Source organism: Variovorax sp. RCC_210, assembly GCF_041355175.1.
In the GTDB taxonomy this organism is placed as follows: Bacteria; Pseudomonadota; Gammaproteobacteria; order Burkholderiales; family Burkholderiaceae_C; genus Variovorax.
Map to the genome: position 1 here is coordinate 439,291 of NZ_JBFUPJ010000003.1, position 25,587 is coordinate 464,877.

Here is a 25,587-nt window from a genome sequence, read left to right on the forward strand (position 1 = left end):
ACGGCGGCGTGTGCACGCCCGTGAACAAAAGCGCGGCCAGAACGTCATCAGGCATGCGCGCCAATTTTTCACGCGGCCTCGGGCCGCTTTTTTTCGTGCCGGTCGCCCTGGCCCTCCTGTCCCTCCTGGCCTGCGCCGGCACCTCCGACCACCCGGCACCTGAACCCCGGGCAATCTCCAAACCCACCTACCAGGCCGAGATCCGCCGCACCGCCATGGGCGTGCCGCACATCAAGGCCGACGACTGGGCCGGCGCGGGCTACGGCTACGCCTACGCGCAGGCGCAGGACGACCTGTGCACGCTGGCCGAGGGCTTCGTCACCTTTCGCGGCGAGCGCTCGCAGTTCTTCGGCGCCGAGGCGCAGATTCCGGCCAACAGCACCATCGGCCGGCCGAAGAACATCGACGCCGACTTCTTCCACAAGCACGTGCTGGCCGACGACGCGGTCGACGCCATGGCGCGCGCGCAGCCCGAGAGCATCCGGCGGCTGGTCGAAGGCTTTGCCGCGGGCTACAACCGCTACCTGAGAGACCTTCGCGACCTCGAAAGCGAAGCCGCCGCGCACGCCGCCTGCCGCGACGCGCCCTGGCTGCGGCCCGTGACCGCGCAGGACATCTACCGCCGCATGTACGCCACCAACCTGGCGGCGGGCTACAGCAACTTCGTGGCGAACATCGCCACCGCCGTGCCACCGGGCGCGCAGCTGTCGTCGCGCGACGCGGCGCCATCGGTACCTCAACGCTTCGCGATGGAGGTCGGCGGCAAGGCCGGCGTGGGCAGCAACGTCATCGGCTTCGGCAGCGCGGCCACGGGCGACGAAAGCCCGCTGCTGTTCGGCAACCCGCACTGGTACTGGCGCGGGCCCGACCGCTTCTACCAGGCGCAGATCACCATTCCCGGGCAGCTCGACGTGAGCGGCACGTCGTTCCTGGGCGTGCCGGTGATCCTCATCGGCTTCAACCAGGACGTGGCCTGGAGCCACACGGTGTCGGCGGCGCGGCGCTTCGGGCTGTACCAGTTGAAGCTGGTGCCCGGCGACGCCACCAGCTACCTGCGCGACGGCCAGCCCGTGAAGATGCAGCCGCGCACCCTCACCGTGAACGTGAAGCAGCCTTCGGGTGCGGTGGTGCCGGTGACGCGCACGCTGTACACCTCGGCCTACGGCCCGCTGGTGAACCTGGGCGCCATCGACCCGGCGCTGGCCTGGAGCGCGAACACGGCCTTTGCCATCCGCGACATCAACGCCGACAACTACCGCACCTTTCGCACCTGGCTGCGCTGGGGGCAGGCCCGGTCGCTCGGCGAGCTGGTCGCGGCGCAGCGCGAAGAGGCGTCCATTCCGTGGGTCAACACCGTGGCTGTGGGACGCGGCAGCGCTCGGGCCTGGTATGCCGACATCGGCGCGGTGCCCAATGTGTCGAGCGCGCAGGTCAAGGACTGCACCACGCCGGCCGGCCAGGCCCTGGGGGCCGCGATGCCGCGCGTGCCGGTGTTCGACGGCTCGCGCAGCGCCTGCGACTGGCAGACCGATGCCGACTCGGTGCAGAAGGGCGCCGTCGGCCCCTCGCGCATGCCCAGCCTGCTGCGCGCCGACTACGTCGCCAACATGAACGACAGCCATTGGCTGGCCAACCCGAAGGCGCCGCTCACGGGCTACCCGGCCCTCTTCGGCCCGACCGGCGAGGAGCCGCAGACCTATCGCACGCGGCTGGGGCACCTCATTGCCCAGGGCGTCAAAAGCCATGCCACGGTCGACACCGTGAAGCGCGTCGCCCTGAACAGCCGCGCCTACACGGCCGAGCTGTTCAAGGCGCGCGCGCTGGCGCTGGTGTGCGGCGCGAGGCGCATCGCCGTGAAGGCCGACCCGCAGACGCAGCAGGTGTTCTCGCCGCCGCACAGCGTGGCCACCGGCCCCGCCTGCGCGGTGCTCAAGGCATGGAACGACACCGGCGTGGCCACGGCGCGCGGCGCGCACGTGTGGGACGAGTTCTGGTCGCGCGCCGAGCTGCTGCCGGCGGCGCGCCTGTACGCCGTGCCCTTCAGCGCGAGCGACCCCATCGGCACGCCGCGCGGCCTGCAGGCCTCGGCCGCGGCGCAGTTGCGCCAGGCCTTCGGCGCGGCCGTGCTGCGCGTGCAGGCCAGCGGCTACGCGCTGGACGCTGCGCGCGGCGACACCCTGTTCGTGACGCGCAACGGCCGGAAGATTCCGCTGTCGGGCGGCTGCGACGACAAGGGCTACTTCACCATCCTGTGCTCGGACAACCGGCTCGACCAGGGCGGCTACAGCATGGACGGCAACCCCAACGGCAACAGCTACATGCAGGTCGTGCGCTTCCCGCAAGGCGGCGTGGAGGCGCACACCTTGCTCAGCTTCTCGCTCTCGGACGACCCCGCGTCGCCGCACCACGCCGACTACACGCGCGCCTACAGCGCCGGGCAATGGCTGCGCGTGCCGTTCTCGGAGGCCGACATCAAGGCCGACGTGGCCTACCACAGCGTGACGATCCGGGAGTAGCAGTCAAGGTGCGCCGGGGCCGCCCCGCGCAACACGCGGCGCCCGGCTAGGGCTGGCGCCGCTTGGCCAGCCAGTTCCACCCGGCGCCCGCGGCCATCAGCACGCAGGTGCCCAGGAACACCGCGCGCATGCCGATGTGCCCGCCCACGAAGCCGCCCAGCAGCGGGCCCGCCACCTGGCCGGTGTACTGCGCCGAGGTCGAGTAGCCCAGCATGTTGCCGGCCACGCGCTCGGGCACGTTGTGGCGGATCACGCTGGCAATGCAGGGCAGCAGCCCGCCCAGCGACAGCCCCATCAGAAAGCGCAGCACCACCAGCTGCCAGCCCGAGGTGACGAAGGCCTGCGGCACCAGCAGCAGCGCCGACACCGCCAGGCAGCCGACGATCACGTTCCAGTGCCCCACGCGGTCGGCCAGCTTGCCCAGCCGCGAGGCCGAGAGGATGCTGCCCAGCGCGGCGGCCGACATCACCAGGCCGGCCATCATCGTCACGCGGTTCGGGTCTTCGACCAGCGTGGCCACGTACACGGTGATGATGGGCTCGATCGACATGTTCGCCAGCATCAGCAGCATGCCGGTGAAGAGCATGGCCACCAGCGGGCGCTTGTCGGGCACGGCGGCCCAGCCGGCCTCGGGCGTGCCGCTCTGCTTTTTCTCGGTGGGCGTGCGCTTCTGCTCGCGAATGAGGAAGGCCGTGGCCAGGAAGGCCACGAAGATCATCGCGCCCGCGGCGAAGAAGGTTGCGCGAATGCCGATGAGCGGCGGCAGCATGCCCCCCACCAGCGGCCCCACCAGGTTGCCCGCCATGATGGCCGACGACATGGTGCCCAGCGCCCAGCCGGTGCGGTCCTTGGGCGTTTGCGTGGCGACCAGCACCATCGAGCCCGAGGCGTAGCCGCCCAGCAGCCCGGCCAGCAGCCGCAGCCCGACCAGCTGCCACACGTTGCCCGCCAGGCCGATCAGTGCCATCGCCACCGACATGCCCAGGCTCGCGCGAATGAGCATCGGCTTGCGCCCGTAGCGGTCGGCCAGCCGGCCCCACAGCGGCGCCACCAGCGCGGCGCTGAGAAAGGTCGCGCCATAGGCCGCGCCCGACCACTGCACGATGGCCGCGTGGTCCTTCACGCCCAGCTGCTCGACGTACAGCGGCAGGAAGGGCAGCAGCAGCGTCATCGCGATGATGGTGGTGAACGAGCCGAACATGCACACGGCGAGGTTGCGCTGCCAGTGCATGTGGGCCTGGGCCTGGGACTGGGCAGGAGGTTGGGGGCTCGCCGCGGTGTCGGGCGCGGGAGCGGTCGTTGTTGTCGTCGGGTGCGTCATGGGGAACGGCCATTGTGTGACGCGGCGGGCGAATTGGCGCCTGCCGAATGGCGGCGGGAGGCATCGCGAGGGGCGGGGGGCGAGCCGTCGGAGCCCAAGAAAGCGAGCGCTGCGGCGCGCAAGAGTTGCCGGTTGTTTTTTGGCTTTTGGCGCGAATAAAGTCTTCTGAATCAACGACTTGAGCGTGCCAGTGCCGAATCAGGTTGCCGGTTGAATTGCCGGTTCTTTTGCCGGTTCTTTTTGTCGGTTGTTATGCCGGTTGAATCCCCACATGCCCCACCCCGCAACTCACCATATCCCCCACCCGCACCACCCCGCCGCGCAGCACCCGCGCCGTCACCCCGCCGTGCCCGCGCAGCGCGTTGTAGCCACCGGGCCCGAGCGCTTCTTCCATGCGCGAGCACGGCTCGCACGGCCCGCTGATTTCCAGCAGCACTTCTGCTCCGATGCCCAGCACCAGCGGCTGGTCGCGAAACAGCGCGCGGGCGGCGAGCAGGTTCAGCCCCGACACCACGAAGTTGCGGCGCAGCACCTCGGCGGCCACGGCGTCCAGCGCGCAGAGCGAGGCGATCACCGGCAGGTGCTCGGCCTGCACCAGCGTGACCTGTCGCTTGCCGCCCGGCTTCGCCGCCTTGCTGCTGCGGTCGCCCTGCAGGCCGCGGCCTTCGAGCACCACCGCCTCCTCGACGGACTGCACGGGCGCTCGGCGCGCGGGCCGCAGAAGAATGGCGTCGAGGCGGCCGGGGCGGGGAAACTGGCGGGTCAATTCACGGAGGTCGGGCATGCGGCCATTGTGCGCAAGCCGCGGCGCATGGCCCCGCGGCAGCCCCGGTCGGGCGAGAAGGTTTAGGCTGTCGTCTCGAATGACCCCTAACCCTCTTTTCAGGACATCGCCATGAAGCGCATCGGCTTGATCGTCTTTCCCGGTTTCCAGGTGCTCGAGCTGGCGGTCATCGCCGCCTTCGAGCTTGCCAACATCCACGCCGGCAAGCCGGTCTACAAGGTCGAGCTGCTGTCGGAAGAAGGGGGCCTGGTGCGAAGCTCTTCGGGCGTGAGCGCCGACACCCGGCGCTTCGGCACGGCCCGGTTCGACACGTTGCTGATGACCGGCGCGCTCACGCTCCTGCCCACCTCCGAGAAGATGCGCCGCTACCTGCGCGCCAGCCTGCGCAACGCGCGCCGCGTGGCGAGCATCTGCACCGGCGCCTTCGGGCTGGCCGACGCAGGCCTGCTCGACGGGCGCCGCGCGACCACGCACTGGGCCTTTGCGCAGGAGCTGCAGCAGCGCCACCCGGCCGTCAAGGTGCAGCCCGACCGCATCTTCATCAACGACGGGCCGGTGTGGACCTCGGCCGGCATGACGGCGGGCATCGACCTGGTGCTGGCGCTGGTGGAAGAAGACATGGGCGTGGAAACGGCGCGCTACGTGGCGCGCAAGCTGGTCGTGTACCACCGGCGCGCGGGCGGGCAGTCGCAGTACTCCACGCTGCTGGAGCTGGAGCCGCGCTCCGACCGCATCCAGCAGGCTCTTTTGCATGCGCGCGCCAACCTGCGCGATGCGCTGTCGGTGGAAGAGCTGGCCGAGGTCGCGCACCTGAGCCCGCGCCAGTTCAGCCGCGCCTTCAAGGCCGACACGGGGCAGTCGCCCGCGCAGGCGGTGGAAAACCTGCGCGTGGAAGCGGCGCGCGCGCTGATCGACGAGGGCAACCTGGCGCTGGGCGTGGTGGCGCAAGAAACAGGTTTCGGCGACCCCGAGCGCATGCGCCGCGCCTTCCTGCGCACGATGGGCCAGCCGCCGCAGAGCGTGCGGCGCACGGCTCGGCAGCAGGCGGGCGCGCTCGCGACCGCCTGAAATCCTGAAGTCGGCCGGCCACGCCGGATGTCCTGAAAAGTGGCTTATATGACATTTACGCCATGGCCCGCGCGCAGCAAACTTCCCCTACCGCCACACAACGACGTGGCATCCAAAGGAAGTTCCATGACTGCAAATCCAAGCGCAAATCCAAGCGCAAAGACACAGGGCACCGCCCTCATCACCGGCGCATCCTCCGGCATCGGCGCCGTGTACGCCGACCGGCTGGCACGCCGCGGTTTCGACCTGATCCTAGTGGCGCGCAACCGTGAACGCCTGGCCGCGCTGGCGGACCGCCTGGGCGGCGAGACCGGCCGCAAGGTCGAGGTGCTGCCGGCCGACCTCACCGACAAGGCCGATATCGCGCGCGTGGAGGCCGTGCTGCGCACGCGCGGCGACATCACGATGCTGGTGAACAACGCCGGCGTGGGCGCCACCGCGCCGCTGCTGGCGTCGGACATCGACAAGATGGAAGCCATGATCTCGCTCAACGTGAGCGTGCTCACGCGGCTCACCTACGCCGCCGTGCCGGGCTTCGTGGCGCGCGGCGCGGGCACGCTGGTGAACATTGCGTCCATCGTGGCGATTTCGCCGGAAACGCTCAACGGCGTGTACGGCGGCAGCAAGGCCTTCGTGCTGGCGCTGAGCCAGTCGCTGCAGCACGAGTTGGCGGGCAAAGGCGTGCGGGTGCAGGCGGTGTTGCCGGGCGCCACCGCCACCGAGTTCTGGGACATTGCCGGCCTGCCGGTGCACAACCTGCCGGGCGAGTGGGTGATGACGGCTGAAGACATGGTCGACGCATCGCTCGCGGGGCTCGACCAGGGCGAGCAGGTGACCATTCCGGCACTGCCCAGCCAGGACGAATGGAACGCCTTCGAGGCGGCGCGCCGCGCGATGTCGACCCGGCTGTCGAACGCGGCGCCTGCCGCGCGCTACAAGGTGGGCGCCACCGTCTCAGGGTAAGCCTGTCCCCATCGCGGCAGACAGACGCCGCGGCGCTCGCTGCTTACGCTCCCGTCAGACACTTGCCCGGCAACGGGCCCCCCTGACACCCCTGACCTGGGAGCGCGCGTTTGAGAGCAGCAGCACAAGCAGTCGGCACGGCCGTCGATGTCGATCCCGGGGTCGACGCCGATGCGGGCATTCGCAGCCTGGAGGACATCCGGCGCATCGAGGCCGCCCCCTACGCGCAGTTCATGCCGCACGCGGACGTGCTCGATGCACTGGAAGACGCCGCGCTGCGGCACGCCGGCCGGCCCGCCATCACCTTCATTCGCAGCGCCGACCCGTCGGTGCCGCCCGCGCGCTGGACGCATGCGCAGATGGTGGCGCAGGTGCGGCGCGCGGCGCGTGCGTTCACCGCGCTGTGCGGCGACGCGCAGCCGCGCGTGGCCTTCCTGCTGCCCGCCATTCCCGAGGCCTACTTCACGCTGTGGGGCGCCGAGGCGGCGGGCGTGGCCTGCCCCATCAACTACCTGCTGGGCGAGGCGCACATCGCCGAGCTGATCGATGCGGCGCAGGTCAATGTGCTGGTGGCGCTGGGCCCCCACCCCGAGCTGGACATCTGGTCCCGCGTGCCGGGGCTGCGCGGTCGCTGCAAATCGCTGGCGCACGTGATCGCGGTGGGCTGCGAGCAAGACACGCAGATCGGGCAGGGCAAGGAAGACGCTTTGCACTTCGACGCGCTGCTCGCCGCCCAGTCCGACGCGCCGCTGCAGCGGCCGCGCGCGCCCGATGCCCACCGCATCGCCGCGCTGTTCCACACCGGCGGCACCACCGGGCGCCCCAAGCTCGCGCAGCACACGCACGGCAACCAGCTTCACGCGGCATGGGGCGCGGCATGCATGTACGGCACCACGGAGAACGACGTGGTGCTCAACGGCTTTCCGCTGTTCCATGTGGCGGGCTCCTTCGTCTACGGGCTGTCGACCCTGCTCGCGGGCGGCGAGGTGGTGCTGCCGACGCTGCTGGGCCTGCGCAACACGGCCTTCATGCAGGCGTACTGGCGGTTCGTGGCGCTGCACCGCGTCACGCTGCTGGCGGCGGTGCCGACCGTGATGTCCACGCTGCTGGGCGTGCCGCTGAAGGGCGAAGACCTGTCGCGCGTGCGCTGCCTGCTCACGGGAGGCTCGCCGCTGCCTTCGGACCTGGCCGACGCCTTCGAGCAGCGCCTGGGCATCGCGGTGCGCAACATCCTGGGCATGACGGAGTGCGGCGGCGTGATCGCCATCGAGCCCGCGGGTGCGCCGCGCGTGGCGGGCTCGGTCGGCTGGCCGCTGCCGTTCACCCGGGTGCGCGTGGCGGACGAGGGCGGCGTGGCGCTGGCGGCGGGTGATGAAAGCCCGGAAGGCATCCTGCAGATCCAGGGTCCGAACGTGGGCCCCGGCTACACCGACGCCGACAACAACACCGGCGTGCTCGTCGATGGCGGCTGGCTGGTGACGGGCGACGTGGGCCGCATCGACGCGCAGGGGCGCGTGTTCGTCACCGGGCGCTCGAAGGACCTGATCATCCGCAGCAGCCACAACATCGACCCCGTGGTCATCGAAGACGCGCTCATGGCGCACCCCGACGTGCTGCTGGCCGCGGCGGTGGGCGCGCCCGACGAATATGCGGGCGAGGTGCCGGTGGCATACGTGTCGCTGCGCCCGGGCCGCACGGTGGGCAGCGACGAGCTCGCCGCGTTCGCGCAGGCGCGCATTCCGGAACGGCCTGCGTACCCGAAGGCGATCTTCGTGCTCGACGCGCTGCCGGTCACCGCCATCGGCAAGCTCTACAAGCCCACGCTGCGCGCCATGGCGATCCGCTGGGTGGTGCAGGACCGCCTCGCGCAGAACGGGCTGGCGGACCGGGTGCAGGTCGATGTGCGCGCCGAGGGAAAAGGGCTGGTGGTGCACTGCACGCTGGCCGAGGAGGAAATCGCTTGCCATCACTCCGCTGCCCTCGATGACATCGACACCGCCGCGCAGGTGCGCAAGCTGCTCGGCGTGTTCGCGCTGACCTGCCGCGTCGGCACGGCGCAAGGAGCCGGCGCATGAACGACGACATCCGCTACGAAAAGAACGGCCACGTCGCCACCATCACGCTCGACCGACCGCAGGCGCGCAACGCGCTCACGCCGCGCATGCTGTGCCTGCTGGCCGATGCCTTCGTCGACTTTCGCGCGGACGCGAACCTGCGCGTGGCCATCCTCACCGGCGCGGGCGAGCTGGCCTTCTGCGCGGGCGGCGACCTGGCGACCACGCTTCCGCTGATGACCGGCGACCGCGCGCCCGCCGACGCCTTCGAGCACCGCATGCTCGCCGACCCGCTGGTGTTGGCGGCCTCGTCGCTGCGCGACTTCGCGTTGCACAAGCCGGTGGTCGCGGCCATCAACGGCGCCTGCATGGCCGCGGGCTTCGAGACGATGCTGGGCACCGACATCCGTATTGCCGCCGCGCACGCGAGCTTCGGGCTGCCCGAAGTGCAGCGCGCGCTGATTCCCTTCGCGGGTTCCATGGTGCGGCTGCCGCGGCAGATCGGCCATGCGCGCGCGATGGAGTTCATGCTCACCGGCCGGCCGATGGACGCGCAGGCCGCCCTGCAATGCGGGCTGGTCAACCACGTGGTGCCCGCCGACCAGCTGATGGCGAAGGCGCGCGAGGTGGCGCTGCAAGTTGCCGCCAACGGCCCGCTCGCCGTGCAGGCCGTGAAGCAGACGGTGATGGAGGCCAACGGCGTGCCGCTGGACGTCGGCTACCGGCTCGAAGACCGCGCGAAGAAGGCGGTGTTCGCCAGTGCCGACGCGCGCGAAGGGCCGCGCGCCTTCATGGAAAAGCGCAGCCCCGACTACCAGGGCCGCTGAGCGGCGTTGCTCGCTAGAACTTCAGAGCCATTCGATTTCAAGAACCAACGGAGACAAACCGATGAACACGCCCAAGAACACGCTTGCCAACACGCCTGCAAACACGCCTGCCGACATGAAGTTGACCCGCAGGGGGTGCCTCGCTGCAGGCGCGGCGGGCGCCGCTGCATCGCTGGCGCTGGGCTGGCCGCAGCTTTCCTTTTCACAGCCGGCCGCGTCCGCGCAGGCCTACCCGACGCGGCCGGTGCGCCTGGCCGTGGGCTTCGCGCCCGGCACCGGGCCCGACGTGCTCACGCGCGTGCTCGGGCAGCGCCTGGGCGAGACCATCGGCCAGCCGATGGTCATCGAGAACCGCGCGGGCGCGGGCGGGCAGATTGCCGCGCAGTTCGTCGCCAAGAGCCCGGCCGACGGCTACACGCTGCTCATTGCCGACGTGAGCGCCATCAGCATCGCGCCGGCGGCGTTCTCCAAGCTGCAGTACGACCCGGCGCGCGAGCTGGTGCCGGTGTCGGAGGTGGTGCGCACCGACTTCATCCTGGTGGTGCCCAACAGCTCGCCCGCGAAGACCGTCGCCGACTTCGTGAAGATGGCCAGGGCCGAGAAGGACAAGGTCAACTTCGGCACCTTCGGCGCGGGCACGCCGGGCCACTTCGGCGCCGAGATGTTCGCGGAGCAGGGCGGCTTCAAGGTGGAGCCGGTGCACTTTCGCGCGACCGGCGACGCGGTCACGGCCATCATCGCGGGCGACGTGCAGGCGGCCTTCGTGTCGACCGCGCTGGCCATGGCGCAGGTCAAGGGCGAGAAGATGCGCGCGCTGGCCACCACCGCGCCCCAGCGTTCGCCGCTGCTGCCGGCGGTGCCCACCTTCACCGAGTCGGGTTTTCCCAAGGCCGACTTCTCGGCGTGGTTCGTGCTGTTCGCGCCCGCCGGCACGCCGCAAGCGGTGCTCGACAAGCTCAACGCGCAGGCGGTGGCGGCGGTGCAGGCACCCGAGGTGCGGCGCCGGCTCGAAGAGGCGGGCTTCAGCATCGCCGGCAGCAGCGCCGCCGACGCGCGCAGCATGATCGCGGCCGAGACGGTGCGCTGGCAGAAGGTGGTGGCGGCCACGGGCTTCAAGGGCGATTGAGCCTGCGCAACGGCCGGAACAGGGTCAACCCGGTTGGAAGATCGCCCCGTTGCCGCTAGCTTGCGCACATGGACCTGATTCCCCTCACGCAGCAATCGCCGCGGCACGACCCGGCGGGTGCGTCGGAGCGCGCCAGCCTGGCGCTGGCCGGCGTCATCGGCTGCACCGGCCAGCCCGACTTCAGCGCCAAGGCGCTGGGCGAGCTCAACCGGATGCTGCCGATGTGCTGGATGTCGATCTACAAGCTGTTCCCCGATGCGCCGCCCGAGAGCTACGGCGGCGGTGCCTTCGGCATGGCCGACGGCACCCGCGATTCGTGGCGCGTGTACCGACAGGGCCTCTACAGCCGCGACCGCACCTTTCTGGAAGCGCGCGAGGTGGTGCAGGGCGGCAATGCGGTGGTCACGCGCTGGCACGCGCGCGAGATTCCGCTGGAGCACCGCAAGGCCATCTACATTCGCCACGGCCTGCGCGAGCGCGTGTCGCTGGTGGAAGGCGACGCCCGCGGCGCGGTGCTGGCGGTGAACCTGTACCGGGGCATGGCGCAGTCGTCGTTCCGCGACGACGAGGTCGACCTGCTCTGCAGCGTGGCGGCGCCTCTGCTGGCGACGGTGAAGCTGCACCTTCGGCTCACGGCGCAGCAGCCGTTCAGCGACCTGCAAGGGCAAGGTGGCGACGTGGTCGCGCTCAACCCCGAGCCCGCGGCGCTGGCCGAGCTGCCGCGCCGCGAGCGCGAGGTGTGCCAGCGGCTGCTGCGCGGCTGGACCTACGACGGCATCGCGGCCGACCTGGGCATTTCCGCCGGCACGGTGAAGACCTACCGCAACCGCGCGTTCGAGCGCATGGGCCTGCACCACCGCAACGAGCTGTTCGCCAAGGCGCTGGCCGAAGCGGGCAGCGGGCCGGTCGCGGTCGCGGCGGCGGCTCCCGCCCTGGTGTAGGACCGCGGCGCGGCTTGCGCGCAAGGGGCGCCGCGCTGCGCATGTGCGCACACATGTGCGCCTATGATCGTTCGGCACCATGCGCAACTCCCTCGACTTCAGCTCCTGGCAAGGCCTGCTGACCACGCTGCTCGGCCTTGTCGTCGTCTCCCTTGTCGCCGTCGGCATTCGCCTGCTGGTGATGCACAGCGTGCAGCAGCGTCGCGAGCGTGCCAACCGGCAGATCAACGAGCGGCTGAAGACGCTCATCGCCGCCTACAAGGTGTTGGGCGGTTCGTTCACGGGCGACCTGTCGGTGGACCCCAGCCATCTGCGCGAACTGCGCCTGCGCGAAGGCGCCGAGGCGGCGGCGCTTGCCGCGTCGGACCGCCGGCGGCGCATTCGCGATGCGGTCGAGGCCGCGCTGTCGGACGTGATCTTGCTGGGTACTGAAGAACAGGTGCGCCTGGCCGCGCGCGCGGCCAACGACATGGTCGAAGGGCGGCCCGTGGAAACGGCGGAACTGGTGGTGTCGCTGCGCCTGTTCATTCGCGATGTGCTCGACCTCGACCCGATTCCGGCGGAGCTGGGCATTCCCAAGCAGGGGCCGGTGCGATCGAAGGGAACTGCCGCGCGCGAAGGCGGCGGCGGTGCGAAGGGTGGCGGCGGAGGAGGAGGTGGTGGGGGCGGTGCCGGCGCTGGTACGGCCGGCGGCGGCATGGGCGCCGGCATGGGCCTGCACGGCGATGCCGCGCACGACCCCGCCGCGCACTGATCAGCTGCGGCTCGTCAGATGCGGCTCGTGCGACGCGCGTAGAACAGCGCCAGCGCAATGCCCGTGGCGGCCGCGCCACCCCAGGCGACCGCGGGGCTGCGCAGGGCGCGCTTCAGGCGGGCGCCCCTTCCGAGCGCGGCGTGGCCTGCGGCGGCAGCGCCGCGCGCGGCCTGTTCCTTCGGCGTGAGCGGTCGGGCCACGTTCGGGTTCTCTTCGCCTTCGAGCACGGCCTGCGAGATGTCCAGCGGGGTCAGCGTGTCGTCGGCGATCGATGCGGGCATGGCGGTATTTGCAGCGGTCATGGTGGCTGGCCTTTCTTCTGTGGATGACGGATCTGAAACCTGAAACGCAAGGCTCTCGCGACACGCGCGGCCATCCGTACGGCGAAGTGCCGACATTCGAGTAGGCCAATGTCCCGGTCGCCGGCCGGAAAGCGCGGTCTGGGCGTTGGTTCAGGCCGGCAGGGCATCCCCGCCACGCGGAAACTCCAGCAAGGCCTCCAGCCCGCCCTCCGCGCGGTTCGCGAGCACGATGCGCCCGCCGTGCGCGGCCACCACCGTGCGCGCGATGCTCAGGCCCAGCCCGAAGCCGCCCGAACTCGCATTGCGCGAGGCCTCCAGCCGGTAGAAGGGCTCGAACACCTGTTCGAGCTGCGTGGCCGGAATGCCCGGCCCGTCGTCGCGCACGGCGATGCGCAGCAGCCCGGCACTGTCCTCGACGACGATGTGCGCGCGCTCGCCGTAGCGCAGCGCGTTCTCCACCAGGTTCTGCACGCAGCGCTTCAGGCTCTGAGCAAAGCCGTGCAGGGGCTGCAGGGCCTGGCCGGTCACCATGACGTCGGCGCCGGTCTCGCGCCAGTCGTCGGCCAGGCTGTGCAGCAGCGCGCTCACGTCGATGTGCTGGCGCCGGTCTTCGGCATCGATGCCGCGCACGAAGTCGAGCGTGGCGTTGACCATGTTTTCCATCTCCTGCAGGTCGGTGCGTAACTTGTCCTGCAGTGCCTTGTCGGGCAGGAACTCGGTGCGCAGCCGCAGCCGGGTGATGGGCGAGCGCAGGTCGTGCGACACGGCGGCCAGGAAGCGCGTGCGCTCGGCCATGCCGGCGATCAGGCGGCGCTGCATCGCGTTGAAGGCCTCGGCGGCCTTGCGCACTTCGCGCGGCCCCTGCTCGGCCAGCGGCGGGCTGTGGATGTCGCGGCCCAGCGTTTCGGCTGCCTGGGCCATGCGCTCCAGCGGGCGGATGGCCAGGCGAACCGCGACGAGCGAAATCGCCACCACGACGACGATGCGCAACAGGTAGATGCGCAGCAGGTAGTCGACCAGCGCCGAAATCGGGCGCGGGTCGCGCCCGCCCTGGCCTTCGAGCGCGTCGAGCTGCAGCCAGCGGCCGTCGGACAGGCGCGCCTGGATGCGGAAGCGCCCGGTGGGCGAATGCGATTCGAGCAGCGCCCAGGTGCCGGCGGGCCGGGCGTCGTCGCCGAGCAGGCCGAGGTCCAGCAGCTGGAGTTGCGGTTGCGGTCCTGGTTGCAAGGGCGGTGTCGGCGGTTGGCCCAGGCGTTTCGCGAAGACGGAGGCGATCAGCTGCTCGGTGTCCGCGAAGGCAGTAGAAGTAGAGCTAGATGCCGATGCGGTTCTCGCGGCGGACGAAACGGGCGCATCGCTCAGCGTGAGCCGGAACGTGTCGGCGCTCAGCGTGCGCAGCAGGGCGGCGCGGCCTTCGGGCGGCATCGATTCCACCAGCCGCACCGTGTCGGCCAGCCGGCTCGCCACCAGGCGCGCCGGCACCTCGAGCAGCTGGCCGTAGCGCATGTCGTACCAGATGGAGCTGGTCAGCATCTGCGCCATCAGCATGCCCGTCACCAGGATGACCACGATGCGCCCGAACAGCGAGCTCGGCCAGCAGCGCCGCGCCCAGCGGCCCAGGGTGTGCAAGGCGCGCGTCACGAACCGGCCATGGCGCGGGTCGTCACCTCGGCCGTGAGCACGTAGCCCGCGTTGCGCACGGTGCGGATCACGGCGGGGCTGCGCGCGTCTTCTTCCAGGTGCTGGCGCAGCCGGCTGATGCACACGTCGATGGCGCGGTCGAAGGGCGAGCGCTCCTTGTCGAAGGCGTGCTCGATCAGGTAGTCGCGGCTCAGCGTGCGGTTGGCGTGGCGCAGCAGTTCGCGCAGCACGCGGTAGTCGGTGCCGCCGAGCGCTACCAGCACGTTCGCGGGCGAGGTGAGCTGGCGCGTGCGCGTGTCCAGCTGCCAGCCGTTGAAGTGCAGTACGCCGGCTTCTTCGGCGCGCGCATGCGGCGGAAATTCCTGCGTGCGGCGCAGCACGCCCTTGATGCGCGCCAGCAGTTCGCGCGGATCGAAGGGCTTGGGCAGGTAGTCGTCGGCGCCCATTTCCAGGCCGACGATGCGGTCGATCAGCGCGCCGCGCGCCGTGAGCATCACCACCGGCAGCCGCGTGCGCTCGCGCAGCGCGCGGCACAGGGCCAGGCCGTCGGTGCCGGGCAGCATCAGGTCGAGCACGATGAGGTCGGCCACGTGGTGCTCCAGCCAGGCCCACATGGCCTGGCCGTCCGCGGCGGCGGCGGGGCGCATGCCGGCCTCGCGCAGGTAGTCGCACAGCAGCTGGCGGATGTCGGGGTCGTCGTCGACCACCAGGATGCGGTCACCGGTGCTCACCGAACCCCTCCGAACAGGCCAACGCCACCGCAAGCGGCGCTTTGTAATGGATTGTGTTGAAACGCCGCCTGGCCACATTCCATTGCACACGGCCGTACGGCCAACATATTTTTCAAGGGTCGCCTCAATAAAGTGCTGCGTGTTCCCAAACAAGAACGATTTGCATTTTATTGAGGAAGTCGATGCCGGGAGCTCCCGCGCCGCGCCGCTGGCCGGGCATCGAGACGACACCATGACCACTGCCATCTTCAAGCCCGCGCTGCGCCTTGCCGCCGCGGGCGCCTTCTTCGCTTGCGCCTTGCTCGCCTTCGCCACCCCGGCGCACGCCGTGGAAGTGACCGACATCCTCGGGCGCAAGGTGAACGTGCCCGACAAGGTCGAGCGCATCGTGCTCGGCGAGGGCCGGCTCTTCTACGCGCTGGCGCTGCTGGACCGCGACGCGCCCTTCAAGCGCGTGGCCGGCTGGCAGAACGACCTGCGCCTGATGGACCCGCACACCTTCGACCGCTACGCCGCGAAGTACCCCGAGGTGAAGAACGTGCCGCTCATCGGCCAGGCGTCGGAGCAGAGCGTGAGCGCCGAGCGCATCCTGTCGCTCAAGCCCGACGTGGCCGTGTTCAGCATCGCGGGCCACGGCCCCACCGAGCACAGCGGCGTGGCCGACCTGCTGGAGAAAGCCGGCGTGGCCGTGCTGTTCGTGGACTTCCGCGTCAAGCCCATCGAAGACACGCCGCGCAGCATCGCGCTGCTGGGCAAGGCGCTGGGCCGCGAGGAAGAGGCGCAGGCCTACGTGTCGTTCTATGCGTCGCACCTCAAGCGCATCACCGACGCGGTGGCGCCGCTGCCCGAGGCGGCGCGGCCGAAGGTCTTCGTCGAGCTGCTGGCGGGCATCTGGCAGGCGCCGGGCCACACCACGGGCAAGGGCGGCATGGGCGACATGGTCGCGGCCACGGGCGGGCGCAACGTGGCGGCCGCCGCAGTGCCCGGCGCCATCGGCGACGTGAGCGTCGAATACGTGCTCAAGGCCGACCCCGACGTGTACGTGGCCACCGGCAACCGCAGCCCCGGCCTGCAACTGGGCGCGGGCGTGAACGCAGCCGACGCGCAGGCCAGCCTGGTGAAGGTGCTGGCCCGCCCCGAGTTCAAGGAACTGCGCGCCCTTCGCGAAGGCCGCGCGCACGGGCTGTGGCACGACTTCTACAACTCGCCGTTCAACATCGTGGCCATCGAGGCGCTCGCCAAGTGGACGCACCCGGCGCTGTTCAAGACGCTGGACCCGGCGAAGACGCAGGACGAGGTGTTCAACCGCTTCCTCACCATCGGCAACGACGGGCAGTACCTGGTCGGCAAGGCGACCGACGCGGCATTGGCGAACGCCGCGAACGCGGCAGGCGCCACAAGCGCCGCGCGCTGAGCCGATGCGCGTGCCTTCCACCGTGGCGCCTCTGGCGATATCGCAGGCACCGGCGCTTCGTGCCCAGGCCCGCGACGCGGCGCACGCGGGCTACCGCGCAGTGCTCGCGCGCCGCACCGCGCTGCTCGCGTTGCTGCTGTGCCTGCTGGCGGCCAGCTTCGTCACCGACGTGGTCACCGGCTCGTCGGGCCTGAGCGTGGCCGACCTGCTGCAGGTGCTGCTGCACCCGGGCAGCCTGGACCGCACCACCGAGGTCATCGTGTGGAACGTGCGCCTGCCCTACGGGGTGATGGCCGTGCTGGTGGGCGCCGCGCTGGGCCTGGCCGGCGCCGAGATGCAGACCGTGCTCGACAACCCGCTGGCCAGCCCGTTCACGCTCGGCGTGTCGTCGGCCGCGGCGCTGGGCGCCTCGCTGGCCATCGTGTTCCGCTTCGCGGTGCCGGGCCTTTCGTACAACGGCGTGGTGGCGGCCTGCGCCTTCGTCTTCGCCTGTGCCTCGGTGTTCCTGCTGCAGCTGATGTCGCGCCTGCGCGGGGCCGGCGTGGAGTCGCTGGTGCTGTTCGGCATCGCGCTGGTGTTCAGCTGCAATGCCGCGGTGGCGATGCTGCAGCTGGTGGCCACCGAAGACGTGCTGCAGCAGCTGGTTTTCTGGACGCTGGGCAGCGTGGCCCGCGCCACCTGGGACAAGGTGGGCGTGCTCGCCGCGGCGTTCTTGCTGGTGCTGCCGTTCTCGCTGCGCGCGTCGTGGCGGCTCACCGCGCTGCGCCTGGGCGAAGACCGCGCGCGCAGCTTCGGCGTGGACGTGAAGCGCCTGCGCGTGGCGTCGCTGTTGCGCATCAGCCTGCTGGCTTCGTTCGCGGTCGCGTTCGTCGGGCCCATCGGCTTCATCGGGCTGGTGGGTCCGCACATGGCGCGGCTGTGCGTGGGCGAGGACCAGCGCTTCCTGCTGCCGGCCAGCGCCACGGTCGGCGCGCTGCTGCTGTCGCTGTCGTCCATCGCGAGCAAGCTCATCCTGCCGGGCGTGATCGTGCCGGTCGGCATCGTCACCGCGCTGGTGGGCGTGCCGGTGTTCGTGGTGCTGGTGTTCAGCCGGGGAGGCCGCGCGTGACGCAGCAGCCGGTGCAACAACAAACCCGCACCCAGGCCTTGGCGCTGTCCGATGTGTCGATCGCCTACGGCCGCCGCACGGTGATCGACGCGCTGAACCTGCCGCCGCTGGCGCCGGGCACGCTCACCGCGCTCATCGGTCCCAACGCGGCCGGCAAGTCGACCTTGCTGCGCGGCATCGCGGGGCTGTGCCCGGTGCGCGGGCGCGTGCTGCTGGGCGCGCAAGACCTCGCACAGCTGGCGCCCGCCGAGCGCTCGCGCCGCATGACCTACATGCCGCAGACGCTGCCGCCGGCCATCGGGCTGAGCGTGGTCGAGACGGTGATCAGCGCCCTGCGCGCCAGTTCACCTGTGGCGTCGGCCATGGCGGACTCGCGCGCCGCCTATGTCGACCAGGCCTTCGACGCGCTCGAGCGGCTGGGCATCGGCGCGCTGGCGATGCGCTCGCTGGCCGAGCTCTCGGGCGGCCAGCGGCAGCTTGCGAGCCTGGCGCAGGCCATTGCGCGGCGCCCGCAGGTGCTGCTGCTCGACGAGCCCACCAGCGCGCTCGATTTGCGCTACCAGGTGCGCGTGCTGTCCAGCGTGCACCAGCTGGTGCGCGAGCACGGGCTGGTGGGCGTGGTGGTGCTGCACGACATCGGCCTGGCGGCACGCTTCGCCGACAGCGTGGCCGTGCTGCATGAGGGTCGCGTGGCGGCGTTCGGCACGCCCGAGGAGGCCATCACCGCCGGCATGCTGGCGCGCGCCTGGCAGGTGAGCGCGCGGGTGGAGCGCTGCTCCCGCGGGTTGCTGCAGGTGATCGTGGACGACACGCTGGACGTGCACTGAGCCGCGCGCCCCGTTTCAACGCAAGGGGGTGGGGTGGGCATGCCCTGAACGGAAATCAGGTGCGTAATTGTTGATTCGTGAAACAATCTGGTCAGGAAGGGACGTGCGCGGCGTACGGCTCCAAACAGCCAGGGGTTGACGATTCAGATGGTTTCCGGCTCAGAGTTTCTGGCGCAGGCGTTGATGGCGCACGGCGCGTCCGCCGTGTGCGGCTACGACGCGTCGGACCGGATCACGTTCTGGAATGAGCGCTACCTCGCCTTCTTTCCCGAAGTGGCGCCTTTCCTGCGGGTGGGCACGCCCTTCCTGGAGACGCTGGAGCCCTTTCTGGCGCTGCAGCATCCGCAGGCCTCCGCGCAGGAGCGCGCCGATGCCGCGCGCAACGCCATCCACCGCCACGCGCACGAAGAAGGCCCGTTCCAGTACCAGCGCCCCGACGGCCGCTGGCTGGAGCTGCGCATGTTCCCGCAGCCCGACGGCGCCCGCTTCAAGATCTGGTCCGACGTGTCGGCGCAGAAGGCGCCCGGTGCCGAGGGCAGCCTGCTGCAGGGCCTGATGGCCGTGGCCAACGTGGGCCTCATCGTGCACGACACGGCGGGCGTGCTGCGCTACGTGAATTCGAGGTTTTTCTCCGAGCACTTCATGGGCCTGATCCAGCGGGTGCCGGCCATCGAGCGGCGCGGCGCGCAGCAGGGCGGCTACTGGAAGAAGTTCGAGGACATCTTCGGCGGCGACGAGGTCTACGAGCAGCTGTGCCTGAGCACCGCGCGCGGCCCGGTGCAGGCACCGCTCACCATGCGCGCGCGCACCGGGCGCTTCTACCGCGTGCAGGAGCAGGCGTGGGACGCGGGCGGCACCGCCGGCGTCTGGACCGACGTGACCGAACTCATCCAGCGCGAGGACGCCCTGCGCGCCGCGCACCGCGAGCTGTCGCTGCTGAACCGCAAGCTCATCGACCTGTCGGAAACCGACGCGCTCACCGGCCTGCCCAACCGCCGCCGCTTCAACACGGCCATGCAGTCCGCGCAGGCGGTGGTCGACAGCGGCTCGCAGGCGTCGGTGGCCATCATCGACCTGGACTTCTTCAAGTCGATCAACGACCGCTTCGGCCACGACACGGGCGACGTGGCGCTGGTGGAGGTCGCCAGGCGGCTGCGCGCGCTGGTGCCGGGCCAGGTGCCCATCGCACGGCTGGGCGGCGAGGAATTCGGGCTGGTCTTCGAGGCGATGCCGCTGGTGGAGGCGCACGCCTGCGTCGAGGCCGTGCGCCAGGCGTTTTCGGACCACCCCTTCGTGACGGGTTCGCAGGCGATGCCGCTGACCGTGTCCATCGGCATCGCGCCGCTGACGACCACGCGCGACACCAGCGCGTCGCTCAAGGAGGCCGACATGGCGCTGCTGAAGGCGAAGGCGCGCGGCCGCGACTGCGTGGTGCTGGCCGGAAGGAATTTGGCGGGCGGGCCGGACAGCGGCACGGGCGGCGCATTCGGCACGGGTGGCGTGACCGCGGCCGAGGCATCGTTGTCGATGGACGCCTTCGCCGAAGAAATCGACCTGGGCGCCGCGGGCCTGCGCGACAAGTACGCGCCCGCCACCGAGCATCCGGCCTTCGCGCTCGCCAACTGGGAAAAAGCCGTGCGCGACGGCACCACGCTCGACCACTACTGGGGCTGGGTGGAGTACCAGATTTCGGCGAGCCTGCAGGCGCCAGACACCGAGTAAGCCGCGCGCCGGAAAAATCGAAAGAAGCCGAGGCGCTGCTTCAGCCCTTGCGCCGCCAGCCGCCGAATGCACGCCCGAGCAAGCCGGGGCCGCGCGCGCCGGGCGCCATCGCGATGTCCGGCATGTCCTGCTCGTCGGTCACGTCTTGGCTGGGGCTCCGCAACTCGCCGTCCGCTGCCGCACCTGTTGCCGACGCCGCGATCTGCCCGAGCGTCTCGTACAGGTAGCGCTGCGGTTCCACGCGGTAGCCGAGCAGCTTCTCGGTCTGCTGCACCGCGCGCTGCGCCAGCAGCGAATCGCCGCCGAGCTCGAAGAAGTTGTCGTTCGCGCGAATGTCCCTCACCTCGATGCGAATCACGCCCGCCCACACCTGTGCCAGTTGGGCCTGCTCGGCGTTGGCCAGGTGGGCCGTCACAGGTGGCGTGGGGGACACGGTTTCGGCGACGGCCGTGGCCTCGCGCCTTGCGCTCGCGTCGGCTGCGGAGAGCTTCTGCAGCCACGCCGCGCTGGCCGAGCCCTCGGTGCTCGCGATGTACGCGAGCGTGGCTTCGGGCCGGTCGGCCGCGCGGTGCAGCAGCTCGAGGTAGCGCTCGCGCAGCCGGGCGCCGGTCTCGCGCAGGTAGATGCCGCTGTTGCAGGCCAGCGCGCCTTCGAGGCCATGCGCGCCTTCGACCAGCCGCAGCGCGATGTCTTCCGTGGCGCCGCGCTGCGCCAGCGGCATGCGCCGCGTGTGCAGGTCCGCGAGCTGCGCCGGATGCTCGCGCGCATCGATGAAAGAAAAGCTCCAAGGGCACGGCGCCACGAACTGCTCGAACGGCGCGTGCTGGTGGTCGGCCAGCGCCAGCAGCTCCTGCTGCACGCGCTGCACGAACTGCGGCAACGACGCTTGCATGTCGAGCGCGAGACGCACCGGCACCACGGTGTCGAACGGGCCCATCACGTCGTGCGCCTCGGGCTGCTGGCGCCCGCGCACCGGCGCGGCGATGGCGACCGTTTCGCGGCCGGTCACCTGGCCCAGGGTCAGCGCGTAGAGGGCGAGGGCCAGCACGTCGAGCGTCGTGCCTAGGCCGTGCGCCGTGTCGTGCAGGCGCCGCGTGGCGGCGGGGTCGATGCCGATGGGTTGCACGCCGCCCTGGCCGCTGCGGCCGCGGCGGCCCGTGGGGCGGGGCATGTCGGTGCGCGGCAGCGGCAGGGACGCGGGCGCGGCGCGTTGGCGCCAGAAGCCGAGTTGTGCATCGAAGGCGGGCGCCTGCATCCAGTCGGCCAGCCACTCGGCGTGGTCGCCGTGCGTGCTGGCGAGCGCGGGCAAAGCGTCGCTCGACAGCGAAGACCGCACATACAGCGCAGCGAGTTCGCGCTGCAGCAGCTCGAACGATCCGTCGTCCCACACCAGCCGGTGCGGCACGAACACGAAGGCATGGTCTTCCTCGTCGAGCTGGAACAGCGCGGCATGCGCCATCGGCGCGGTGCGGATGTCGATGGGGCGGTCGGCCAGCTCCTGCATGCGGTCCGCCAGCTCGGCGTCGCGCTGGTCGGCCGGCAGGCCGCGCAGGTCGATGGTGGGCAGCGCGAAGTCGACGTGCGGCGCCATCGACTGCATCGCTTGCCCCTGCGGATCGGCGCCGATGCAGGTGCGCAGCGCGGGCTGGCGAAGCACGATGGCGCGCAGTGCCGCCTCGAAACGCGCCACGTCGAGCGCGCCTTGCAGCCGCTGTGCCGAGGGCATGTTGTGGAAGGCGCGGCCGGGGTGCAGCGTTTCCTCGTGATGGATGCGCGCCTGCGCGGGCGTGAGCGGCGCGGTCCGCCGGTCGGGCCGAACGACGAGCGGGGGCCGAACGGCCGCGGGCATCGGTGGCTGCTCGACCTGTACTGCCTGCACCGAATGCGGCGCGGGCAGCGCGCCCCGGTCGATCTTGCCGTTGGGCAGCGTCGGCAGCGCCGCGAGCGTGACCACGTGCTGCGGCAGCATGTAGCTGGGCAGGCGCTCGCGCAGGTGCTGCGTGAGCGCGCGGCGGTCTAGCGCCGTGCCGGGCACGAGCGCCAGGTAGGCCACCAGGCGCACGTCGCCCGGGTGGTCTTCGCGCGCCACGACCACGCTGCGCGACACGCCCGCATGTTCGTTGCAGCGCGCCTCGATCTCGCCGGGCTCGATGCGGTAGCCGCGCACCTTCACCTGGAAGTCGAGCCGCCCCAGGTGCTCCAGCAGGCCGTCGTTGCGCCACCGGCCCCGGTCGCCGGTGCGGTACACCGGCGTGTCGGTGCCCAGGATGCGCACGCTCACGAAGCGCTCGGCCGTGAGCTCGGCGCGCTCGAGGTAGCCCAGCGTCATGCCGGCGCCGCCGATGCAGATCTCGCCCGGCACCCCGACGGGGCAGGGCTGCAGTTGCGCGTCGAGGATCCACACGCCGGTGTTGTCGATGGGCTTGCCGATGGCCACGCCGCGCGCGGCCACCGCGTCGCGCTGCATGTGCCAGGCGGTCGACCACACGGTGGTCTCGGTCGGGCCGTAGAGGTTCCACAGCGCGGTGCAGCGATCGAGCAGCGCCAGCGCCAGGTGCGCGCGCACCGGCTCGGCGCCGATCCAGCCACGCAGGCCGGGGCTCGCGTCGTGCTCCTTGCGGCCTTGCCACTGCGCCTCGAGCAGCAGCTGCCACATGCCGGGCGTGGCCTGCAGGATGGTGATGCGCTGCGCCTCCAGCAGCGCGCGCAGGCGCTGGCCGTCCATGGCGGTCTCGCGCTGCACCAGCACGATTTGCGCGCCCGCGGCCAGTGGCAGTAGCACCTCGGGCACCGCCATGTCGAACGACAGCGTGGTCACCGCCGCGATGCGGTCTCGCGGGCCGATGCCGGGCTCGCGCTGCATCGACTGCAGCAGGTTGGCCACGGCCCGGTGCGGCACGCACACGCCCTTGGGCTTGCCGGTGGAGCCCGAGGTGTAGATGACATAGGCGGCGTCGTCGGGCCGGGCGTCCTGGTCGCCCGGTGGCAACGCGTCCGCGGGGGCTTGGTGCCAGGCGGTGTCGCGGTCGATCTCGAACACGCGGGCGGCGGCGCCCTCGCACCATGTGCGCGGGGCCGACGCAACGCCCGAGGCGGTCAGCAGCAGGCTGAAGCCGGCGTCCTGCGCGTAGTAGTCGAGCCGCGCTTGCGGAAAGCTGGGGTCCAGCGGCACATAGGCCGCGCCCGATTTCAGCACCGCCAGCAGCGCGACAAACATGTCGGCGCTTCGCTCCAGGCACAGCCCCACGCGCTGGCCGCGGCCCACGCCGCGTGCGCGCAGGGCATGGGCCAGGCGGTTGGAAAGTGCATCGAGCTCGCCGTAGCTGCAAACGCGTTCGCCGTCGCGCACGGCGATGTGCGCGGGGTGCCGGGCGGCATAGGCGATGAAGCCGGCGTGCGCGAAAGGTTCGCCCACCAGGGCGGTGGGCGGCGGCTGCAGCGCGGCCAATTCGCGCGCCGCTTCGGGCGACAGCACGTCGAGGCGGCCGACGAGTTCCGCGGGGTGGGCCGCGGCCGAACGCACGACGCACGCGAACATCTCTAGCCAGCGCTGCACGCTGGCTTCGTCGAACAGGTCGGCGTTGTAGCGGGCTTCGGCGCGCAGGGTACCGTTCTCGTCTTGATGTGGGCGCAGGACCAGCGAGAGATCGAAGGACTCATCGCTCTCGGCGGCGCTCGGGTCGAACGCGAAGCGCACGCTGGTCAGCCCGTGCGGCTGTTGCTGCTGTTTCGGGCTTCGAGCCTGCACGCCCGCGTGGCATTCGCTCATGAGCGCATCGAAGGGCTGTGCGGCATGCGGGGCGACATGCAGCGTCAGCCCTTCATCGGCCTGCGCTCCGTTCGTCCGAATGCCAACCGCGATGTCGTCCTGCCCGCTCAGCCGGTACAGCGTTGCCACGAAGGCGGCCAGCAGGCCATCGAACAGGTCGAAGCCTGCGTGTTCGCTGGCCGCGCGCATCGCCGCGAGCAGCGCAGGGTCCAGCGTGCGCGCGGTGCGCCGCATGTCGGTGCCGTGCCCGGCGGGGCGTGGGCGGTCCAGGGGAAGGTCGAGCACATGGCGCGCGGGGGCGACGGGCGGCGCGTCGGCGGCACTCATCGTGTGGCCCGCTCGTCGTGTACGCGACCGATGGGCACAGGCGGGCGCATCGCGCCACGGGAGGGGGCTGAAGTCACTCGTGGCACATCTCTCTCCAATGTTCTTGCCGCCATCCTAGGGTGTTTGATAGGACGGAGGTATTACTCTGCTGACGCGGTTACATCAGGAAAAGATCGTTGCTAACGGGTACTAACCTCACCGTCTTGACTATCGGCGGCGGCAGGGCCATGCACGGCGCCGCGACCCCGGCCGCGCTCGTTGACGAAGCGCGCGAGTTCCTGCAGGCCATCGGTGGTGATGCCCTTCACGACCACGATCCGCGGCGCCACATAGGAGCCTCGCAGCGTAGGGTGGGCGCCGAACTCCGCATCGACCAGCCCGGTGGCAGCCAGCACGGAGATTCGCCTGACCTCTTCCGGCTCTTCCAGGCGCAGCGGGAAACGGGCGTGCTGAAGCCTCATGAGGCAGAAGAGCGGCATTTCATTCCTCCATGGGCCTCGGCTTTTCTTGCCGAACAGGTCGGCGCCGGGGCGTGAAGAGCAATGTATGCAATTGAGGGTAGGTCGCAATCCTCAATTCAAGGGATGCGGCGACATGGGGGCATGTGGTGCCCCGCGAGGCTCAGGCCGCCGCGGACGGCCCGTTGAACCCGGTCGGAAAATGCACGCCCGCGCGCTGCGCGGCCTGCACGATGTGCTGCGCCATGGCCTGCTGCGCCAGCGTGGCGTCGCCCTGGGCCAGCGCATCGATGATGGCCATGTGCTCCTCGTACGTCGCATGGCGCGCGCCGCGCTTGTAGAACGGCAGGCGCTGGCTTTCCTGCATCACGTCGGCGCTGTTGCGCAGCACGTCGGCAATGGCCTGGTTGCCCGCGATGCCGATGATCTGCATGTGGAACTCGAAGTCGAGCTGTGTGGCCTGCGCGAAGTCGGAGGCGTCGATGCAGGCCCGCAGGGCCTGTGCGTTGGCCCGCAGCGCGGCCAGGTCTTCGGCTTCGACGACCAGGCAGGCAAGCCGCGCCGCGAAATTCTCGAGCGCAAAGCGCAGCTGATACACGTCGGTCAGCGAGTGCGAGCCGGCAAACCGCCAGTCGGGCGCCGAAGGGGCCTGCGCGGGGACCTGTGCTGGCGGAGGCGCTTCGGCCACGTACATGCCCTTGCCCGGATGCGCGCTCACCAGGCCCGTGCCTTGCAGTGTCGACAGCGCCTCGCGCAGCGACGTGCGGCTGATGCCGAGTTCTTCCGCCAGCTCGCGCTGCGAAGGCAGCAGGCCGCCGGCCGCGTAGGTGCCGTCGGCAATCCGCTGCTGGATCAGGCGGGCTGCGGTGGTGGCAACGGCGGGGGTGGTGGGCATGGGCGGTGTCTGTGGAGGGCGTGTTCGCGTGGGGACCGA

At 70.8% G+C, this 25,587-nt stretch carries 20 protein-coding genes; 12 read left to right on the top strand and 8 right to left on the bottom strand.

Annotated elements, in window-relative coordinates:
• The first annotated feature begins 53 nt into the window (after positions 1-53).
• Positions 54-2,516: a penicillin acylase family protein gene (locus AB6807_RS14050; protein ID WP_371085046.1), complete on the top strand. Its 2,463-nt coding sequence runs from the start codon at positions 54-56 to the stop codon at positions 2,514-2,516.
• Positions 2,517-2,562: 46 nt separating this feature from the next.
• Here AB6807_RS14050 and AB6807_RS14055 read toward each other — a convergent pair whose 3' ends face one another.
• Both AB6807_RS14055 and AB6807_RS14060 read right to left on the bottom strand, forming a co-directional pair.
• Positions 2,563-3,837, bottom strand: coding sequence for a multidrug efflux MFS transporter (locus tag AB6807_RS14055; protein WP_371085047.1), 1,275 nt, complete (start codon positions 3,835-3,837; stop codon positions 2,563-2,565).
• Between the two features lie 250 nt (positions 3,838-4,087).
• On the bottom strand, positions 4,088-4,621 hold the full coding sequence (locus AB6807_RS14060) for an MOSC domain-containing protein (protein ID WP_371085048.1): 534 nt from the start codon (positions 4,619-4,621) through the stop codon (positions 4,088-4,090).
• Positions 4,622-4,732: 111 nt separating this feature from the next.
• On the opposite strand from AB6807_RS14060, the gene AB6807_RS14065 reads away from it, so the two are divergent.
• The 7 genes from AB6807_RS14065 (at position 4,733) to AB6807_RS14095 (ending at position 12,354) form a co-directional block, all read left to right on the top strand.
• Positions 4,733-5,689, top strand: a complete 957-nt coding sequence (locus AB6807_RS14065) for a GlxA family transcriptional regulator (RefSeq protein WP_116911330.1) — start codon at positions 4,733-4,735, stop codon at positions 5,687-5,689.
• 126 nt (positions 5,690-5,815) lie between these two features.
• Positions 5,816-6,652: an SDR family NAD(P)-dependent oxidoreductase gene (locus AB6807_RS14070; protein WP_371085049.1), complete on the top strand. Its 837-nt coding sequence runs from the start codon at positions 5,816-5,818 to the stop codon at positions 6,650-6,652.
• A 110-nt stretch (positions 6,653-6,762) separates the two neighbouring features.
• Positions 6,763-8,727: an AMP-binding protein gene (locus AB6807_RS14075; protein ID WP_371085050.1), complete on the top strand. Its 1,965-nt coding sequence runs from the start codon at positions 6,763-6,765 to the stop codon at positions 8,725-8,727.
• The gene (locus AB6807_RS14080; protein WP_371085051.1) at positions 8,724-9,533 is read left to right on the top strand and encodes an enoyl-CoA hydratase-related protein; all 810 of its coding nucleotides are present in this window, start codon (positions 8,724-8,726) and stop codon (positions 9,531-9,533) included. The genes AB6807_RS14075 and AB6807_RS14080 overlap by 4 nt, the downstream gene beginning before the upstream one ends.
• A 61-nt stretch (positions 9,534-9,594) precedes the next feature.
• Positions 9,595-10,659 (top strand): Bug family tripartite tricarboxylate transporter substrate binding protein, encoded by a 1,065-nt coding sequence (locus AB6807_RS14085; RefSeq protein WP_371085052.1) that lies wholly within the window; start codon positions 9,595-9,597, stop codon positions 10,657-10,659.
• A gap of 68 nt (positions 10,660-10,727) precedes the next feature.
• Positions 10,728-11,600 (top strand): LuxR C-terminal-related transcriptional regulator, encoded by an 873-nt coding sequence (locus AB6807_RS14090; protein ID WP_371085053.1) that lies wholly within the window; start codon positions 10,728-10,730, stop codon positions 11,598-11,600.
• A gap of 79 nt (positions 11,601-11,679) precedes the next feature.
• Positions 11,680-12,354: a hypothetical protein gene (locus AB6807_RS14095; protein ID WP_371085054.1), complete on the top strand. Its 675-nt coding sequence runs from the start codon at positions 11,680-11,682 to the stop codon at positions 12,352-12,354.
• Positions 12,355-12,368: 14 nt separating this feature from the next.
• On the opposite strand, the gene AB6807_RS14100 is transcribed toward AB6807_RS14095, so the two are convergent.
• The 3 genes from AB6807_RS14100 to AB6807_RS14110 all read right to left on the bottom strand — a co-directional run bounded on the left by AB6807_RS14100 (position 12,369) and on the right by AB6807_RS14110 (position 15,028).
• Positions 12,369-12,656, bottom strand: coding sequence for a hypothetical protein (locus AB6807_RS14100; RefSeq protein WP_286515072.1), 288 nt, complete (start codon positions 12,654-12,656; stop codon positions 12,369-12,371).
• Between the two features lie 150 nt (positions 12,657-12,806).
• Positions 12,807-14,297 (bottom strand): ATP-binding protein, encoded by a 1,491-nt coding sequence (locus AB6807_RS14105; protein ID WP_371085055.1) that lies wholly within the window; start codon positions 14,295-14,297, stop codon positions 12,807-12,809.
• A complete protein-coding gene (locus AB6807_RS14110) occupies positions 14,294-15,028 on the bottom strand; it encodes a response regulator (RefSeq protein ID WP_371085056.1) in 735 nt (244 codons plus the stop codon). The genes AB6807_RS14105 and AB6807_RS14110 overlap by 4 nt, the downstream gene beginning before the upstream one ends.
• Before the next feature lie 232 nt (positions 15,029-15,260).
• Between AB6807_RS14110 and AB6807_RS14115 the strand changes: the two genes are divergently transcribed.
• The 4 genes from AB6807_RS14115 to AB6807_RS14130 all read left to right on the top strand — a co-directional run bounded on the left by AB6807_RS14115 (position 15,261) and on the right by AB6807_RS14130 (position 20,099).
• Positions 15,261-16,442, top strand: coding sequence for an ABC transporter substrate-binding protein (locus tag AB6807_RS14115; protein WP_371085057.1), 1,182 nt, complete (start codon positions 15,261-15,263; stop codon positions 16,440-16,442).
• Positions 16,443-16,446: 4 nt separating this feature from the next.
• Positions 16,447-17,550, top strand: a complete 1,104-nt coding sequence (locus AB6807_RS14120) for a FecCD family ABC transporter permease (RefSeq protein ID WP_371085058.1) — start codon at positions 16,447-16,449, stop codon at positions 17,548-17,550.
• Positions 17,547-18,377, top strand: coding sequence for an ABC transporter ATP-binding protein (locus AB6807_RS14125; protein WP_371085059.1), 831 nt, complete (start codon positions 17,547-17,549; stop codon positions 18,375-18,377). The genes AB6807_RS14120 and AB6807_RS14125 overlap by 4 nt, the downstream gene beginning before the upstream one ends.
• Positions 18,378-18,524: 147 nt before the next feature.
• Positions 18,525-20,099, top strand: coding sequence for a diguanylate cyclase (locus AB6807_RS14130; RefSeq protein ID WP_371085060.1), 1,575 nt, complete (start codon positions 18,525-18,527; stop codon positions 20,097-20,099).
• 40 nt (positions 20,100-20,139) lie between these two features.
• On the opposite strand, the gene AB6807_RS14135 is transcribed toward AB6807_RS14130, so the two are convergent.
• The 3 genes from AB6807_RS14135 to AB6807_RS14145 form a co-directional block, all read right to left on the bottom strand.
• Positions 20,140-24,195 carry an amino acid adenylation domain-containing protein gene (locus AB6807_RS14135; RefSeq protein ID WP_371085061.1) on the bottom strand — a complete coding sequence of 1,352 codons (4,056 nt, stop codon included), beginning with the start codon at positions 24,193-24,195 and terminating at the stop codon, positions 20,140-20,142.
• Between the two features lie 179 nt (positions 24,196-24,374).
• Complete coding sequence (locus AB6807_RS14140; RefSeq protein WP_371085062.1) at positions 24,375-24,674, bottom strand: hypothetical protein; 300 nt, start codon at positions 24,672-24,674, stop codon at positions 24,375-24,377.
• Between the two features lie 142 nt (positions 24,675-24,816).
• Entirely contained in the window at positions 24,817-25,548 is a 732-nt protein-coding gene (locus tag AB6807_RS14145) for a FadR/GntR family transcriptional regulator (RefSeq protein WP_371085063.1), read from the bottom strand.
• Positions 25,549-25,587: the final 39 nt, after the last annotated feature.